The sequence below is a fragment of the Nostoc sp. genome, assembly GCF_036919815.1.
Lineage (GTDB): Bacteria > Cyanobacteriota > Cyanobacteriia > Cyanobacteriales > Nostocaceae > Nostoc.
This window is the reverse complement of the sequence record NZ_JBALCE010000031.1, coordinates 74301-91165: the sequence shown is the minus strand read 5'-3', so window position 1 is coordinate 91165 and position 16865 is coordinate 74301. Positions and strand designations below refer to the sequence as shown.

The 16865-nt window shown below is 41.7% G+C and carries 17 protein-coding genes and 1 pseudogene; 8 read left to right on the top strand and 10 right to left on the bottom strand.

Translation table 11 applies throughout. The annotated features are described in order from the left end of the window. Nucleotides 1–27 precede the first annotated feature (27 nt). Entirely contained in the window at nt 28–1380 is a 1353-nt protein-coding gene (locus V7K15_RS09220) for a pentapeptide repeat-containing protein (RefSeq protein WP_334905016.1), read from the top strand. 376 nt (nt 1381–1756) lie between these two features. Beyond that, the gene (locus tag V7K15_RS09215) at nt 1757–2335 is read left to right on the top strand and encodes a hypothetical protein (protein ID WP_334905014.1); all 579 of its coding nucleotides are present in this window, start codon (nt 1757–1759) and stop codon (nt 2333–2335) included. 127 nt (nt 2336–2462) lie between these two features. Here the strand turns inward: V7K15_RS09215 and V7K15_RS09210 are convergent. From V7K15_RS09210 to V7K15_RS09195, 4 genes and pseudogenes are all read right to left on the bottom strand, one after another. Further along, nucleotides 2463–2705: pseudogene (locus tag V7K15_RS09210) on the bottom strand (Uma2 family endonuclease); the annotation flags it as partial. A gap of 52 nt (nt 2706–2757) precedes the next feature. Further along, nucleotides 2758–3387 (bottom strand): restriction endonuclease subunit R, encoded by a 630-nt coding sequence (locus V7K15_RS09205; protein WP_334905012.1) that lies wholly within the window; start codon nt 3385–3387, stop codon nt 2758–2760. 23 nt (nt 3388–3410) lie between these two features. Beyond that, nucleotides 3411–4196 carry a type I methionyl aminopeptidase gene (gene map / locus V7K15_RS09200; RefSeq protein WP_334905010.1) on the bottom strand — a complete coding sequence of 262 codons (786 nt, stop codon included), beginning with the start codon at nt 4194–4196 and terminating at the stop codon, nt 3411–3413. Then, entirely contained in the window at nt 4196–5212 is a 1017-nt protein-coding gene (locus tag V7K15_RS09195) for a Gfo/Idh/MocA family protein (protein WP_334905008.1), read from the bottom strand. The genes map and V7K15_RS09195 overlap by 1 nt, the downstream gene beginning before the upstream one ends. A gap of 585 nt (nt 5213–5797) precedes the next feature. Between V7K15_RS09195 and V7K15_RS09190 the strand changes: the two genes are divergently transcribed. Then, on the top strand, nt 5798–6097 hold the full coding sequence (locus V7K15_RS09190; RefSeq protein ID WP_334787692.1) for a ferredoxin: 300 nt from the start codon (nt 5798–5800) through the stop codon (nt 6095–6097). Between the two features lie 190 nt (nt 6098–6287). Here the strand turns inward: V7K15_RS09190 and V7K15_RS09185 are convergent, their stop codons facing one another. Next, a complete protein-coding gene (locus tag V7K15_RS09185; protein WP_334905007.1) occupies nt 6288–7955 on the bottom strand; it encodes a SpoIID/LytB domain-containing protein in 1668 nt (555 codons plus the stop codon). Between the two features lie 112 nt (nt 7956–8067). On the opposite strand from V7K15_RS09185, the gene V7K15_RS09180 reads away from it, so the two are divergent. The 4 genes from V7K15_RS09180 to V7K15_RS09165 all read left to right on the top strand — a co-directional run bounded on the left by V7K15_RS09180 (nt 8068) and on the right by V7K15_RS09165 (nt 10638). Beyond that, on the top strand, nt 8068–8331 hold the full coding sequence (locus V7K15_RS09180; protein WP_292793909.1) for a sulfiredoxin: 264 nt from the start codon (nt 8068–8070) through the stop codon (nt 8329–8331). Nucleotides 8332–8442: 111 nt separating this feature from the next. Beyond that, complete coding sequence (locus V7K15_RS09175; RefSeq protein ID WP_292793906.1) at nt 8443–8934, top strand: Dps family protein; 492 nt, start codon at nt 8443–8445, stop codon at nt 8932–8934. Nucleotides 8935–9125: 191 nt separating this feature from the next. Further along, nucleotides 9126–9791 carry a nucleotide exchange factor GrpE gene (gene grpE, locus V7K15_RS09170; protein ID WP_334905005.1) on the top strand — a complete coding sequence of 222 codons (666 nt, stop codon included), beginning with the start codon at nt 9126–9128 and terminating at the stop codon, nt 9789–9791. A 520-nt stretch (nt 9792–10311) separates the two neighbouring features. After that, a complete protein-coding gene (locus V7K15_RS09165) occupies nt 10312–10638 on the top strand; it encodes an STAS domain-containing protein (protein WP_334905003.1) in 327 nt (108 codons plus the stop codon). Here the strand turns inward: V7K15_RS09165 and V7K15_RS09160 are convergent. Both V7K15_RS09160 and V7K15_RS09155 read right to left on the bottom strand, forming a co-directional pair. Then, nucleotides 10627–11775, bottom strand: a complete 1149-nt coding sequence (locus tag V7K15_RS09160) for a PP2C family protein-serine/threonine phosphatase (RefSeq protein ID WP_334905001.1) — start codon at nt 11773–11775, stop codon at nt 10627–10629. The two genes, V7K15_RS09165 and V7K15_RS09160, sit on opposite strands and share 12 nt — an antisense overlap. A 154-nt stretch (nt 11776–11929) precedes the next feature. Continuing rightward, nucleotides 11930–12697, bottom strand: a complete 768-nt coding sequence (locus tag V7K15_RS09155; protein WP_292793901.1) for a DUF1350 family protein — start codon at nt 12695–12697, stop codon at nt 11930–11932. Between V7K15_RS09155 and V7K15_RS09150 the strand changes: the two genes are divergently transcribed. Then, a complete protein-coding gene (locus V7K15_RS09150) occupies nt 12696–12842 on the top strand; it encodes a hypothetical protein (protein ID WP_334904999.1) in 147 nt (48 codons plus the stop codon). The genes V7K15_RS09155 and V7K15_RS09150 overlap by 2 nt on opposite strands. Nucleotides 12843–13093: 251 nt before the next feature. Here the strand turns inward: V7K15_RS09150 and V7K15_RS09145 are convergent, their stop codons facing one another. The 3 genes from V7K15_RS09145 to V7K15_RS09130 all read right to left on the bottom strand — a co-directional run bounded on the left by V7K15_RS09145 (nt 13094) and on the right by V7K15_RS09130 (nt 16859). Then, nucleotides 13094–13813, bottom strand: a complete 720-nt coding sequence (locus V7K15_RS09145; protein ID WP_334904997.1) for a hypothetical protein — start codon at nt 13811–13813, stop codon at nt 13094–13096. Nucleotides 13814–14198: 385 nt separating this feature from the next. Next, nucleotides 14199–14654 carry a thermonuclease family protein gene (locus V7K15_RS29940; protein ID WP_442949657.1) on the bottom strand — a complete coding sequence of 152 codons (456 nt, stop codon included), beginning with the start codon at nt 14652–14654 and terminating at the stop codon, nt 14199–14201. 273 nt (nt 14655–14927) lie between these two features. Then, a complete protein-coding gene (locus V7K15_RS09130) occupies nt 14928–16859 on the bottom strand; it encodes a M48 family metallopeptidase (RefSeq protein ID WP_334904995.1) in 1932 nt (643 codons plus the stop codon). Nucleotides 16860–16865: the final 6 nt, after the last annotated feature.

Here is a 16865-nt window from a genome sequence, read left to right as displayed (position 1 = left end):
GTGGATTGAGGCGGCAAAATAGAAAACATGACGATTGAATCCGATTCCTCTAATCTACCAACCCCAGAACCAATCCCCGAAAACGACTTGCAACCAGATGACTTTGATGGGAGTGCAACTGAGAAGAACCTAAGCTCAGAAGTACTAGCGACACAACAAGCCCTAGCAGCGATCGCATCTTTGCAATCTCCGCAACATACAACTGCTCTCAAACAAGCCCGTTCTGACTTCAAGCAACCCACTAGCAACCAATTCACTGTTAAGCCGAGGGCATTGCTGATCATTCTCCTGGCGATCGCCATCACTTTTATTGGAGTTATCCTCAATAACAGGATCATCGGCATTATCGGAACGCTGATCACTTTGTTGTTATCCCTAGCGATATTATTGCCTTGGTTGCAAAAAGTTTTAACCGAGTGGTTTTCACCCCAAGAACGCACGTTGATTGTGGCCTTTTTGGGGCTATTAGTAGCGATCATTGGCTTGATCCGGTTCACAGGTGTAGGCGATCGCTTACTGCTTTGGGGACGCCAGATTAACTGGGATATTGCTGGAACCCTAGCAGACTGGTTTGGCGCTTTGGGGCAAATTTTCATTGCGGTTATTGCCGTTTACGTGGCGTGGCGACAATATATTATTTCCAAAGACTTGACAATTCAGCAAAACCTGCTAACAGTTCAGCAAAATATTATCACTCAGCAGCAGACAATTGATTCCTATTTTCAAGGGGTTTCAGACTTAGTATTAGATGAAGAAGGATTATTAGAAGATTGGCCTCAAGAGAGAGCGATCGCTGAAGGACGCACTGCGGCAATTTTAAGTAGTGTTGATGGTAGTGGTAAAGCGAAAATTCTCCGCTTTCTCTCACGTTCCAAGTTGCTGTCGCCCCTAAAACGCGATCAACGATTAGGTCGCCCCATTCTCGACGGGAGTGGTGGATATGCAGAAGATCGCCTAGAAGGTGTGCGTGTGATTGATTTAGGCGTAATGCTAGCGGGAGCAGACCTTTCTGGTACTGATTTGCGTTGGACTGACCTAAGCGAAGCTAATCTTGTCCGCGCTAATTTGGAGAGTTGTGACTTAGTAAAAGCCAACTTCTCGCGCACAATTTTATATAATACTAATCTCAGTGGTGCTGATATCAACGGGATTCGCCTATTTTACGGTGTAGTGGACAAAGCATCACCCCGCAGTCGCACCCAAGCACCAGATTATCAAACGGGCGAACACACTGGCGCTGTGGTGGAAAATGCCGATTTTACGAATGTGCAACGAATGTCTGAGTCTGCACGTTGCTACTGTTGCACTTGGGGTGGCGAAAAAACCAGAGGTACTATTCCTGGTGGTTGTGAAGGTATTCCTAATAAGTTGGGACGATAGTTATAGGACTTACGCACTGTACAAATTAATCATCGTAGCATTTACCGGCTACTAACTTTTGTGCCGAATGCGGAGATTTGGATGTGTTGGAGGAGTTGTTGAGATGATTGACCATGACAGGCTTTTCAAAGAATTAATATCTACATTCTTTGTTGAGTTTCTCGATTTATTTCTACCTCAAGTAGTCAGCCAAATAGAAAGTAGTCAGCCAAATAGACCGCTATTCCATCCAATTTTTACCCCAAGAAGTATTTACTGATGTTACGAAAAAAAAGAGATTGATTTGCTGGCGCAGGTGCGTTATTAGCAGCAAGACACTTGTTTTCTAATTCACGTTGAAAATCAATCTTACACTGAGACAGCATTTGCAAAGCGGATGTTTAAGTATTTTGCACGTCTGCATGAAAAATATGATTTACCAATTTACCCAGTTGTAGTTTTCTCGTTTGACGAACCACTACGCCCCCAAGTGCAAAATTATCGTGTCACCTTTGGCGACTTAAAGGTGCTGGAATTTCAGTTTGCAGCAATCCAGTTGAATCGTTTAAATTGGCGGGATTTTCTAACGCAGCCAAATCCGGTGGCAGCAGCATTGATGTCAAAGATGAATATTCCAAGAGAAGAACGTCCGCAGGTTAAGGCAGAATGTTTGCGGTTGCTGGCAACTTTGAAATTAGACCCAGCAAGGATGCAATTGATTTCTGGGTTTGTTGATACGTATTTGCGGCTGGATGCAACCGAAGAGCAAGCTTTCCAAGCGGCTATCGATACAATAGGGTTAACTGAGCGGGAGGAAATCATGGAAATTGTTACTAGTTGGGAACAAAAAGCTTTAGAAAAAGTAGCGGTGAATTTACTGCAAAGAGGAATGATTGTACAGGAAATTGCCCAAATCACGGGTTTAAGTATAGAACAAGTACAGCAGTTACAAGCAAAGCTGGTTCAAGAGAATTAAAGTAGACATTCTGTGTTAACTTGCACCATACATCTCGTAGAGCGATGCCTACGGTAAATGCTTGCCTACTTACTTGGTTTAAATATTGTATCCCCAGAGAGCGCCATGTGTTTCCCAATCCCTAACTCTAGCGACCTGCGACAAATATCTGTTCTGCTGTCAAATTCAGGTCTGGAAATGTTTGGGATGTCAGGCGTTCTGTTCCTCTAAACTGTTGTCCTTCATAAGTTCCATCGATTAACTGATAAATTGTAATTACAGGTTGTTTGGATAAGCCAATGTAGCGTTTGCCTCCTAGCCCTAGATAATCTGCAATCCAGTACTCTCCAATGCCTAAAGCTTCGTAATCTTCTACTTTTCGAGCATAGTTATAGGACTAGATAAAAAATTAGTTATTAATCCACGTTCCTAACTACCTTTAATTAGGTAAATGTCAATTGACTAATACGCTTCAAAATCTGGAGTACATTATATAACTCATTGCCACGGTTACGGACATCAAAAATATCTGAAGTCGCATAGCGAGGAGGATAACCTTTGAGCAGTTTAATGAACATAAAACTGCCACCAGAAGTAATCATGCCAAATACTACATCTTGTGACTGTGGAGCAGCCAGCATATATGCCAAAATTTGGTCAAGTCCTGCTTCTACAGAATAAGCAACCTGTTTTGACTCAATGACTGTTACCCAGAATTTTTGATTTAGAAGTAAGAAGTCAATTCGTCCTTTGATGATAGTTTGGTTGTCTTGTGTTTCAATCTCGATAGATTTCTCTAATTTGAGGTGAAAAGGAGGTAAATAAAACTTGCCAATGAATAGCAGTGGCGATAAAACAGTCGTGTTAACTGTATTTTCTAATAAAGGCGGATAGTTTCGTAAATTTATGTAACCTGCCTTGATTTGATCCAATAGCTGCTTTTCTAAGCTTGTCAGTTCTGGTAGGTCATCTTGCCAGTCTCGAAAGAATTCTTCCGAATCAACTAACTCTAATCCATAGAGCAATATTAGTTGCTCAAGTGTGATGTTTTCCGCAGCAAAAGTTTGAGTCATAGGTTAATTAAGTAGTAGAAAAATCAACCAGCCCAGTAATTCTCGCCTTCAGGTAGTGTCAGGATTTCAACCCCATCTTCAGTTACAGCTAAGGTATGCTCACATTGAGCAGAAAGTTTGCGATCGCGCGTTACAGCAGTCCACTTATCACTGAGAACCTCGACTTCGTAAGTACCTTCGTTAATCATTGGCTCAATGGTAAAAACCATCCCTGGTCTGAGGCGCTTGCCTTTACCGCGTGTGCCATAATGAGGAACATCCGGTGCAGTATGGAAAATGTTACTGATGCCGTGTCCAACAAAATCTCGCACCACAGAAAAGCCTTGGGCTTCAGCATACTCTTGAATCGCTGCACCAATGTCGCCAATGCGTCCGCCAGGTTTAACTTCAGCAATACCCAGGCGGAGACACTCCTCTGTCACCTCTACCAGCTTTCTGGTTTTTGGGGAAGGAGTACCAACAAAAAATGTCTTGGATGTATCGCCGTGATAACCCTCAACAATCGGCGTTACATCAATATTAATGATGTCACCTTCCTTGAGAATTTGCTTGGCGTTGGGAATGCCGTGACAAATTACCTCATTTACACTAGTGCAAATCGACTTCGGATAACCCTTATAGCCAAGAGGTGCGCTTTTTGCTCCATGCGCTTGCGTCCAACGTTCGGCTTCATCATTGAGTTCGAGAGTGCTAACCCCTGGCTTCACGAAAGGTTCTAGATGCTGGAGAAGCTTGGCTGCTAAACGCCCAGCTTGACGCATTTTGTCTAATTCTCGCTGGGATAAAATAACAATTAATTCAGTTTTCATCAACTTTGATCTAAAGTATCTTTCATAAATATAGTTATCCCTGTCTGTGCAGCTCTTTGTGCAGCATCAGCAACCTTTAGGGTATACAAGCTCTCCTCTGGGGTAACGTACAAAGGAGTGCCATCAAAAAGATGGTCTAACACCATACTCGTGTCTTTGGCGAATAAACCCCGGCGAGGGCTAACCTCTATAGGTGTTGTTTCCCCTGGCTGGATCAGACATCCTGTGTCGCCATCAAAAATTAAACCACCTTTTTCACCGTGAACTTCAAACTTGCGTTCTGATTGCCAAATACTTTCGCCTTTACCATAAACTACTTGGGCTAAAAGTCCACTGTTAAAGCAAAGGTCACTAGTGCAGAAACAGGTTTGGTAGTATTCCGGTTCTATTTCCCAATATCGCTGGTGACAGTTAACTGTAAATACTTTACCAAACAAATCGGTGAGACGATGTAGGCGAGACAGGGCGCCAATTAAGGGAAAACCGAACAACTCGTGGTTATAAGTCCATTTGCGGGGTGCAGGATTCTGGGGATTGATGGTGCTGTAGCGAACATAAAACACCTCACCAATTTTGGCTAAGTTTTGCTTTAAGGCTTGATGCAAACCACCCAAAAGTTCTAAGTGTTCAACGTGCAGAAGTTTCTGTTGGGCTTTGGCTAAGGTAATCAGCTCCTCAGCTTCGACTACATCCAACGAAAGGGGATACTCTACAATTACGTGTTTGCCGTTGTTAAGTGCTGCACGAGCGATCGCACCATGATCTCGATTAATAGTGCAAATCACCACCAAGTCTATATCTTCACGCTCTACTAGCTCTTGCCAAGAACTCAACGCTTCAATCTCGTACTCTTTGGCAAAGGTTTCTGTTTTTTCTGCACAATGACCAACAACTGCGACTAAATGCGATCGCTGATCATCGAAAAATGCCTTAGCCCGAAACTTTGCCGCATACCCAGTACCCACCAAACCTACACGCACTCTTGCTTTTTCCAAAGCTGCTTCTGGATTATACATGATCTTCACTAGTTCTGTTTTTCATCCTGCCAGTTTCCTAAAAGGCGTTAATTTACAAGCGTCTAACCCGAAAAAATCAGGTGATTAAAAAATCTGATCCAATAATTATCATAGCGATCGCCTTTGGTCTTGCCGCAGGCTAGCACCGAACGCACTTAAATTTACGGAGTTATAGGGGTAATTTTTAGATTACCAACTAAAACTTTATTTCTCACTGATGATATTGACAAAATTTCTACCTGATCGAATGAAACAGCCCTGCTTTTTAAGAGAAGTTGGCGATCTCTTCTGCGTAAGTCGTACAAAATACAGGTTCCATATAATCTTATTCCTGTTTTTTCATCAATAAGATAGTTTTTTCTAATCACAGTCTGACTAAGGCAGAAAATAATATAAATAAAACTTATCAGGTTTAAGCAACTAAATTTCTTTACTAATCGGGTTCAATTTCCAGTTACATCGTTTAATTTTTCTCGTAGTATCAGAATTGAAGCAAATTTTAACCAACGGCTAATCCCACAGAATAGCCGTGACCTTTGCCTTAAGATAACTTATACTGTCGTTTGAAAAAGAGAGGATTACTCAATGCCAACTTATAAAGTGACACTAATCAACGAGGCCGAAGGGCTGAACCAAACACTTGATGTTGAGGACGATACCTATATTCTAGACGCTGCCGAAGAAGCTGGTCTTGACCTGCCTTACTCTTGCCGCGCTGGTGCTTGCTCGACTTGTGCAGGTAAATTGGTAAAGGGTACCGTTGATCAAGGTGATCAGTCATTCTTAGATGACGATCAAATAGAAGCTGGATATGTACTAACCTGTGTCGCTTACCCAACCTCTGATGTGACAATCGAAACTCACAAAGAAGAAGAACTCTACTAAGAGTTAGGCCCCTCAACAATAAACCTCTTGCAAGAGTTAATCATGTTGAAAAAATAGAAGCACTGGATCTAGGGTCAACACCCTCTCAATGCCATGTGTACCTCTTAAAGCAACTTTCACAAAAAGCCTAATTTCCTATTGAGCGGGAACACAAATTTTACTGTGTTCCTGCTTGATTTTTTAAGTATGCTTAAAGTTTAGTCTCTTTGCTGAGAATTTGAATCTGAGTGCCTGGATAGTAAAATTGGAGAATTTTTGGACTTGACCAACCTAATTTAGCTAAATTTTGAGCGCCAGTTTGACTCAAGCCGACTCCATGTCCTAATCCACCACCAATAAAAGCGTATCCCCACAGTTCGGGTTTGCCTTTGTTCAGGGGTTCTATGTAAAATAGTGTACTCTTAGGAGCAGCAAAGGCACTACGAACTTCGTCTTTGTGGAGAACAAAGGTGCTACGATCAGTTTTAACCGCAAGTTCAAGGATACGTCCACTCTGGCTTCGCTTCACTACTGCCATAGCCTGAATTGTCTTAAATTTGGCATCGGGACTGTTTTTCACCTGCAAAAATTTCTGCAAGTCCTTGGTAATATCCTTTAAAGAAGTTTCCTTGTGCCAACGAAACATATCCCACTTACTTTCGTTAAATCCTTGTTGGATATTAATAAATTTTTGGAAGTTCTTTTCATCTGCTAAACTCTGCTTAGACAAGTTCCAAAAATTAGTCGCAGCATCCAGTACAGGCCGCAAGTAGGGACGATCATCGCCATTCCAAACATCGCTGAAGAAGGCTGTAACCCCACCAGTAGTAGAAGAATACAGGGCATCTACTAGTTCATTTTTATATGTTAGTACTTGACCACTGGTTGAAGCGATCGCTCGGTCTGTTTTGGCAGCTGCTCCATTTAGCCCATAATAAACTTGGCAGTGAGTATCAGCACACAACTGATAGTTATCTGCGGCAAACCTGCGTAAATTTCTCAAGGCATAAGTCCGGGCGAGAATTGCTTGAGCTTCCAGGGACGCTGTTGGTGCATCCGTGCCTATTTCGTAAGGCAAAACTCCACGCAAATAAGTTTCTAAAGGTACTTGGTTAACTAGAGTGTATGTGCCATAAGCATTTGGCTGCAAATTCAGTCGTCCAGCATAAAGACGAGCAAACTCTTGTTTTTCGCTTTTATTCACCCGAATCAAGTTTTTATCAGTGCTAATTTCCAAATCATTTGGGCTGTAGCGTTTACCATCCACCACCCAACTGACTCGCGGCACTTGTTTGCGAATTTTCGTATCAAGATATACTTTTTCTTTGGTAGAAACTTGGATGTTGTGCAATAGCAAGCGTCGCAGTAAAGGAGTGCTATAAACATCTCGTTTTGCCCAAACCTGCCAGCGTTCTGGCTGGGCTATTTCCACTTCCATTCCCTGAGAACGCCATTTATTAGCACTATCTTCCGCAGTTTCAAAGGTGCGATATGTGCCTAAAACTACTACTTCTTCAACTGCTGACTGGGGTAAAGCTTGCATAACTGTTTCCAGCTTTACAGGATTCTTGGTAAACAGGATTTGCTGCTTGTTGCCGACTTTAAATTTTAGCTCTAAGCGATCGCCTTTTGTGGGTTCCAGTTGCAGCTTGGCTGTGGGTTTCTCGCCAAATCGCTGCACAATCCCAATTTTCAGTTCCCTATCCTGGATGTTGCTCTCAGGACCTGATGCAGCAGTTAGTCCCAATAGACAAAATATTGTCAGCACAGTATGGGAAAAACGCCAAAACGAAAATTTCATGGCTACCTGATTGTGCCCGTTAATGCGGCGTTGGAGCTGATTTTCCAATTGCTTTGTAGCGCGGTTTTTTTGTCGCATGAGTGCTCCAATGATACCATTAACAGTTTTTTCCAAAGTAGTTGCAAAACGAAGTCATAATGACTATGATTTATCTAGAGACACAAAACAGAACTAGTTGGATAAACTCCTTATGGTTAGAGTCCAAGAAATTCCATTAAATCAGATAAACCGGCCGTTGCCCCGTGTAAACGATCCAAATAAAGTGCAAGCTTTAATGGAATCGATTGCGGAGATTGGGCAGCAAGAACCTATTGATGTCCTAGAAGTAGATGGACAATATTATGGCTTTTCTGGTTGTCATCGGTATGAAGCTTGCCAGCGTTTAGGCAAAGAAACCGTTTTAGCCAGAGTCCGTAAAGCACCCCGAAGCGTTTTGAAGATGCACTTGGCATAGAGAAGGGGGAGATGGGGGGGACAAGGAGAATAACCTACCTATGCCCAATGCCCCATGCCCAATGCTCAATGCCCAATACCCAATTACATATAACCTAATTAGGAGAAAATTATGTCATCGAAAGTAACAGTCAAAAATATAAATATCGGCATTGACGAGGCGAGTCGGGCTAAAATTGCTGAGGGTTTGTCTCGCTTGTTGGCTGACACTTATACACTGTATCTGAAAACTCATAACTTCCATTGGAATGTGACCGGGCCGATGTTCCAAACGTTACATCTGATGTTTGAAACCCAGTATACAGAATTAGCCTTAGCAGTTGATTTAATAGCTGAGAGAATTAGAGCGCTTGGCTATCCGGCACCTGGAACCTACAGCGAATATGCCAAGCTGAGTTCGATTCCAGAAACTCCCGGAGTTCCTAAAGCTGTGGAAATGATCCGCTTATTAGTGGAAGGACAAGAAGCCGTAGTCAGAACTGCACGGTCTATTTTCCCCGTGGTAGAGGAGGTTAACGACGAACCAACCGCCGATTTATTGACTCAACGGATGCAAGTACACGAAAAGACAGCTTGGATGTTGAGAAGTTTACTGGAAGAATAGAAATTGGGAATGGGGAATGGGGCATAGGGCATAGGGAATAGGGGATAGAGAAAAACTTAATCGCCAATTCCCAATACCCAATTCCCAATGCCCCATGCCCAATACTTCTCTACGTTCGCGCAGCGTGTCGAAGACAGAGGCTGCGCCAACGACGTCGCTCAGTACAAGTCAGTACAAGTGCCCAATTCCCAATGCCCAATTCCCAATACCCAACGCCCAATACCCAGCTTTTGCAAGATTCAATGCAAAAGCTGGGTATTTCCAGTTTTAAAGCGCTGAGTCGCGCTGCTGGCGTCTCAGAGCGTCAACTTTTGCGGTTACGACAAGGAAAGCTAGAGCAGATGCGGATAGATGTGTTGCTTAAGCTGTCGCCAGTGCTACAGATGCCATTGAATGAATTAATCGCAACTTTTTCAACCGTAGAGTTGTTACAAGAGAAAGCAGTGCCTACTCAGGATTTATTAGAAGAAATTACAGATTTAACAAAAGAGTACCAGCGATCGCAGCTGCAACTAGAACAGCAGCGAGAGATATTACTACAAGAATTCCAGCAGTCGAGTTTGCAACTGCTGGAGTCTTTATTATTACAATGGCCAACAGCAGCACAGAAAGCACAAGAAAATCCCCAGCTAGCAGCAGTCAAAATAGTACCGTTGGTGCAGAAACCCCTAGAAAAACTTTTACAGGCGTGGGGAGTGGAAGCGATCGCACCCGTGGGAGCAGAATTACCATATAACCCCCAACTGCACCAATTAATGGAGGGGACTGCACAACCTGGAGAAACAGTCAAGGTACGCTATACTGGCTACCTTCAACGTGACAAGCTGCTTTACAGAGCCAAAGTGAGTCCTGTTTGAGGGAGTTTGGAGAGACGCGATTAATCGCGTCTGTCTGTACAGGAGTTATAAATTCATAACTCTTTACTTTTTGTGTTGTCTGTTCAGAAATCACCGCTATTGGGAATACTAAAACAGCAGAGGCGAAGATTCGAGCTTGCTTGGCGCTGTTGAAACCGAAATTTTTGGCTCTAGAGCGTTAGTCCAGAGGTGAATTCTTTCAATTATGTAAGTAATTGGACATAAATAAGCGTAGATCCTAGTTACTATCATAAGTACTCAATAGTCAACAAATGATTATATCTACTAATGATTCTGATGTGAAACCCTATAAAAAAATTATATTTAATTAAGCTAACGATTTTTTTATAATCACTAAAAAATCAGATAAAAACATTGATAATTAATCTTTATCTATCCGAATTAATTATCAATGTTTACTCAACATTTAATCTTAATTTTTTTTATTTTAAAAGCATTCTTAAATATTCTATTATGGGTATACAATAGCATAATTTACAAAAATAAGCCTGACATAATTATGAAAGAAGAAGTAAAAGTTATTAAGCTCAGTGGTAATTTAAACGCCACAACTGCACAAGAATTTCGACAAAATATCACTGATATTTTAGAAATTGGTGCGAAAATTGTGTTAATTGATTTTAAAGATGTAACCTTTATGGATAGTTCAGGCTTGGGAGCTTTAGTATTAGCTTTTAAAACCTTGCGAGCCGCCGATACTAAGCTTGTTCTCTGCTCAATTAATGAGCAAGTCAGGATATTATTTGAACTGACTAATATGGATAAAGTATTTGAAATATTCCCCAGCCAAGACGCATTTAATCAGGTTTTAGTCTCAAAGACTTAATTCATCAAAGTTAATTTGCAAAATAGATAAATCATCATCAAAAGCATCTTTGGAGTTCAGAGCGATTAAATAACTCAGTACGGGATCAAGTTGACAATCAACAGGATGTTGTAAGCTAACCAGTAACTGAATAAAAGCATCCAAACTCCAAAGTGTGCCATCTGATTTAGTGATTTCATAAGCGCCGTCACTAAAAATGTAAAGGGTGCTAAAGTTTTCAATATTGCAAAATCCATCAACATATTTTGCCTCTGGAAACATCCCAACTGGCATACCGGGGGTTTTCAAGAGTTTAACTTCAGACTTCCTTGGAGATGTGCCGGTTACTAAAACTGCTGGTGGATGACCTGCACTAGCATAAATTAACTGACGGTTGACTCGGTTGTAAACTCCGTACCAAATCGTAAAGTATTTATCATTTTGATAATTCATCTGAAAGGTATCATTCAAAGCCTTCAATACATCACTAGGTTGATAGTAATCCAGACCTTTGAGCGCACGAGAACGCAGCAGATTCAGTACTGAAACAGAGGGAAGAGTAGCTTTGAGGCCATGTCCGGCAGTATCCATTAAGTAAATTGCCAGATAATCAGCATCAAGCCAGTAGTAATCAAAACAGTCACCGCCGAGTTGCCGCGAGGGAATGAATCGGAAATTTATATTGAAGGGTTCAGTCATGGAAAGAGGCAGCAGCGATCGCACATATTCTGCGGCTTCTGACATTTCTAATTCTAAAAGCAACTTTTGAGCCTGCAAATCTCTACTCAATTGATGCAGGCGTAATCCGGCTCTTACCCGTGCTTGTAATTCATTGTGATCGATAGGTTTGGAGATAAAATCATCAGCACCAGCATCTAAACCTTTAACGCAATCGGCAACGGAATCTAAGGATGTTAATAAAATAAAGAATGTGGTAGAAAATTTGGGGTCTTTCTTAATGCGGTGGCAAACTTCCAGTCCAGTCAAGCCCGGCATGATCCAATCACAAATAATTAGTGCTGGACTATAAGCCAGTGCCTTTTCTATTCCTTCCTCCCCGCTACTGGCAGTAACTACCTCATAACCCTGTTTTTCCAACATCCTTTTCAGGAGTATTTTTATTGAATAGTCGTCATCAATTACTAGTATTTGAAACATATAAAGTTGGAGGAAACACTCATTAATAACTTGCTGTAAAAATAGAAAACAAAAATATGGTATGGGCTAATGAGTTAGTAGTATCAATACAGAGATACTACTAGCCCATTGGTATTTTCTAGTCGAATTGATGACTTTTTAACGTCATAAAATATTATGGTGGTGCAAGAGGATTCACCCACAAGAGGATGGTATTTTTTAGCTGGTTCAAATCGCGGTATGCTTCTTGCTTGAACCATTGCCCTAAAGCGTCAAAGGGACTGAAAGATGTTCCAGTTTGCCATTTAATATCTTGACCTAGAGGTGTTGTGTGAGTTCCTGGTAACGTTTGTGCTGTCACCATCTCATCAAAGCGTTCTTGTAAGATTTTGGTTAAAGCAGCCGATTGATCAATGGTGTCATTGCTAAATTTTATTAATAAATTGCGCCGGATATTGTAACGCTCTTGGATAAGCTTGTTAGTTTCCAACGGTGAGGGGGTAAACTCGATTTTCAAAGTAGAATTGAACTGTTCTACTAGGGGTATAGCTTCTTTAGCGGCGTAGTTGTTGAAGGATATTAAAATATTGCCTGCGCGTTCTACTTTAAAGAGGCTACCAATGAGCAAGTGAAGTTTACAGCCCATGCTGTGTCCAACGCCGTAGATGGGGAAGTAAAGCTTGCGTAATGCCCCAGAATCATGTAAGCGTTCGAGGGTGCGGTCAAAGTTTAGCAGCACAGATTTTGCGATCGCAGTATGATCCAATGTATTCACAAAAGGCGTAGCAATTACAACATAACCTTTACTTGCCAATTCTTCGAGTAACCAGCGATAAGTAATGTGCGGTGCAGTGGCGACAAATGCACCTCCTAAAAAATGGATGATACCTATGGGATTTCGGGGAATGATTACCCAGTTGCCTCTGACTTCTTTCCAGTCCATGCGGATAAGCGATCGCTTTACGAATATTCTTTATGTTAGACCGGGGATCGCAGCTGTGGGAAGGATTATTGAAAAAGCCATTGAGGATGTCTGGCCACTAGGTTGGAAGCCAACCCACCCAGCAGCCTCTATGGACTTACCCTGAGCATCTAGGCTTCCTCCAACTATTACTGAGTACTGAGTGAATTCAGGAGTACTTTCTAAATCCCCATTACAAAACTTAATTAAAAATTACGAATTACGTTAGCGTAGCGTTAGCGAGTATTCGTACTCTTACAGAGAAGCAAGCTACGCTTATTAGCGTCTGTCTTTGCTACGCAACGCTACCGCGAACGACACGCTGGGCGTAGCTTGTCCTCCGCCAGGAGTACGTAGAGAGCGTCATTACGAATTACTTTAACGCTGAGTCTGTAATTTTTTCATTTCGTGTTGCACATCTAATGCAATTTGTAATGCTTCATTGAGCAACCTTCCATGTTCAGTGGCCTGTTCAGTTACTTGCATAGCTGTTAAAGTTGCTAAGTTGTTGACAAATAGTTCTGTATTACTAAGGATAAAGCTCTTATTCTCCCTCAAAACCTTTTCTGTCTTTAAAGCGCGAACTAAATCAGTTTTGGTGAGTTTAAGCGCTTCGATAACATCCTCTCTTTCCTTTATAATTACTTCTGGATTACCAGCTTCTTCTATTTGGTCATTGATATCTATTACTCTAATCACAGTATTATATCTATTAACCTCATTTAACAGAACTTGCAGAGATTTTGTCATATTAATGTTGACAATTTTATTTCTAGTCTTCCATATTAAATATAAGAAAGTTTGCGTCAGACCACCAACCCAAAGACCTAAGATCATTAATAATATCCAAGATGGAATTGTTATCCACGTCACAAAAATTTTAATAATTATATCAAATAAAATATAGACAAAAACAAATGTAGAAAATCCAATAAACACTACAGTTGCCCCTTCAGAGCTTTTCAGCTTTTGGATATATATCTTTGCTAATATTTTCAGAGGATTTGTAATGATTACAAGTTTCTCGTTGACAGGTAAATTAGTCAGCTTTTGTAGTTCATCCTGACTAATTTCCAAGCCCTGTAAATCATCCCGCACAGCTTTTCAACCCTTGCCAGAATAGTTATTTAATCTAATATAGCAATCAAATTTCTGAAATGCTGGCATTTTGTCCAAACTTTTTTAAGTAAATTAATTACTTCTAGGGAACTAAAGATTTTCTTGTACAATATGATACTTTTTAAATTGCTGCTTGCAGCCACTATAAATAATATAGGACTTACGCAAAATTGTCTCAAAAACCTGATTTGTCGTAGCGGTAATTCATGAATTACCGCTACTTCAGAACTTTTTTGCGTAAGTCCTGTAATAATAGAACATTAGTTAAAACGATAAGCGTGTTTTTTTTGGTAGATTGTACCGACATTAATTTGTAGTTAGGTGAGCATTGCCCACCTATTCTGTTTTATTCGATAATTAGCTTTTAGGGAAGGTTTTCGCAGGCTATGCCGTCGTGATCACGGTCTAAGTCAAATGGATCATTAGGATACTTATTGAAGATTTCTTGAGCCTCCGCTTGGGTTGTGAAGTCGGGGCAGTTATAGTTTTTAGACAAGTTACTCGGATTAACCGCAAGAGGTGAATATGTGGGTTGATTGCTGCGCTTACCTCGTCGGAAATTCCAAGGCATTACTGGGTTTTGCTGGTTCCAGAAACCTAATTGCTGTATCTTGGCATACTCTTCAGCTTGAAGATACTGCTTTTTGTTAGAAGTGCAATTATTTAGATATTGCAGATAAACGACAGCATTTCCCTCTTGAACCATCTGTAGATTCACTGATTGACCAGCAACAAAAATTTCGGCTACAGTCCGGTTATAGCGATCGCGTCCCGTTTCTCGCAATTCGATTTTTTGACCAGGAGGTGAAAGTTCTGCCAATCTGTTTGTTGCCTGTTGTCCCCAAAACTGTTTTCAATGCTTAATCATTCGTGATAAATAAGATCCCCAACTTCATTAAGAAGTCGGGGATCTGCGGGTTGCAATTCTCACAAATAAAATAAGATTGCTATATGTGATTAGACATAGGAGTGAAAAAGAATTGTTTTGACGTAGCACTGCTACGTCTCTACAAGGGTTCTGTGTAACGCATATTTAATTTCTGGAGATGTCTAATGATTAAGTCATTGTTTGTATTGCATCCTATTAGTTATCTTAACTTCGTTTTGGAGAAGATTGCTTCTGTTTTGAAAGGCTACGCTGAGGATTTAAAAATGGCGGGATGGGACAATCTAGCGTCATCGCGATCGCTCTGAGTAAATCTGCTTCTGATGGAGTAACTTTGTTATCCAATAGTACCGTGTGAGCGCAAGCATCAACAATAGCCTGCTTGAGTTTGGGACTGGCAAGGCGAAGGCGCTCAATACTTTTCTTGACATCAGTGAAATTACATTTAATTGGTGTATCTGGTTTTTCTTGCTCTCCGGCTTTCGGAAGTCGAAAAACTCCAGAACGAAATGCGTAAGTAATTGCATCAGGTTGAGAGTGTCCGACGTGTGCAAGTGCCGACAGTACTAATAAACTATCTGGCCAAATCTCTTTTATAGCGGTAAATTCTACCGTTGTAACAAGTGTGGGATTTATACTAGGTTGGAGACGATGCCACAGTATTAACTGCAACACAAAATGCCACAGTGATAAACTTCCGGTGGCTATAACTAAACCGTGGACGCATTTGCACAGCCTTTGACATTCTTTGGCAGAATTTTGGCGTAATACGGGTACTGCCAAATCCACAAGTGGCAAGCGAATACTGGGATCTAACTGGCTAATTTCGCTACTCAATTCCAGGGTTTTCTCTACCAAATCAGCAGGCTGCACATCGCGTAACCAAGCAATTTGACGTTCTTGTATTTGGAGATTTTCCGTATCTAACGCTAGCGCTAAAGCTAGCGCCATTGCACTTTGCTGTTCCCGCACACTCAAGCGCAGGGATTCTGGTAACTGCGACAACAGCGCTTGAGCATGGGCAAAATGCTCTGGTGTGACGCTTCCAACTTGGTTTACAACCTGTTCTGGTGTGGCGTTGTCACCACCAGTAAAGCCCATTGTTAGGGATTCCTGGGAAGAAGTACGCATCTGATTGCGAGATGGCATTGCTGTTAAATTGCTCCGGCGTAGCCCGTCGTAGACATTGCTCAAACCCCCAACGCGGCGGATACGTTCTGCTAGGGGCGGGTGGGTAGAAAACATATCACCCCACAAAGAAGGCTTGAGGGCATTGCCAAAAAACATATGGCTAGCGGCTTCTGCACCTGGGGAAATCAAGCGTGAATCCATCTGTTGGAGTTTTTGCAAGACTCCGGTAAGTCCATTTGGGTTGCGTGTGAACTGTAGAGCCGAAGCATCAGCAAGAAATTCGCGTTGGCGAGAAACGGCGGCTTTAATCAGGCGTCCGCAGAGTAATCCAATACCACCAATTAGCATTAGTGCTAAACCAAAAGCCCACAGGGGGAAACCCTTATCTTGGCGGGAAATACCACGAATCCGCCACAGCAATTCCCCGGTTGAATAAATGAACAAAATCCCGTGCAGTAGTCCCACCAAACGCAAATTTAGCCGCATATCTCCATTGAGAATATGACTGAATTCGTGGCCGATGACTCCTTGTAGCTCATCCCGGCTCAGGTGTTGCAAAGTTCCACGGGTAACTCCAATTACAGCATCATTGGGCGTAAATCCGGCAGCAAAGGTATTAATGCTGGTTTCTCTGTCAAGGAGATAAACTTCTGGCACGGAAATACCAGAAGCGATCGCCATTTCCTCGACAATATTTAATAGTTGTCGCCCTTGTTCATCGGCGGTTTCTGGTAGCAGGAGTCTTCCCCCCAAATCCTGAGCAATTACGCTTCCTCCTTCTCGGAGATAGGCAATTTTATACAGACTTGCCAGTGCGATCGCAATTATTGTAATCCCAGCCACGTAGAGAAATAATCCTGGATGCCACCAAATCCGCGGAGCCATGCGGAACACAAATAAAGTGGCAATATAAATCGCCATAATCATGACTGCGATCGATAGGGAAAATAACCCGATTAATTGTTGCGTATTTTGGCGTGCCCGATCCTGATGTTCAAAGAAATTCATAGATAC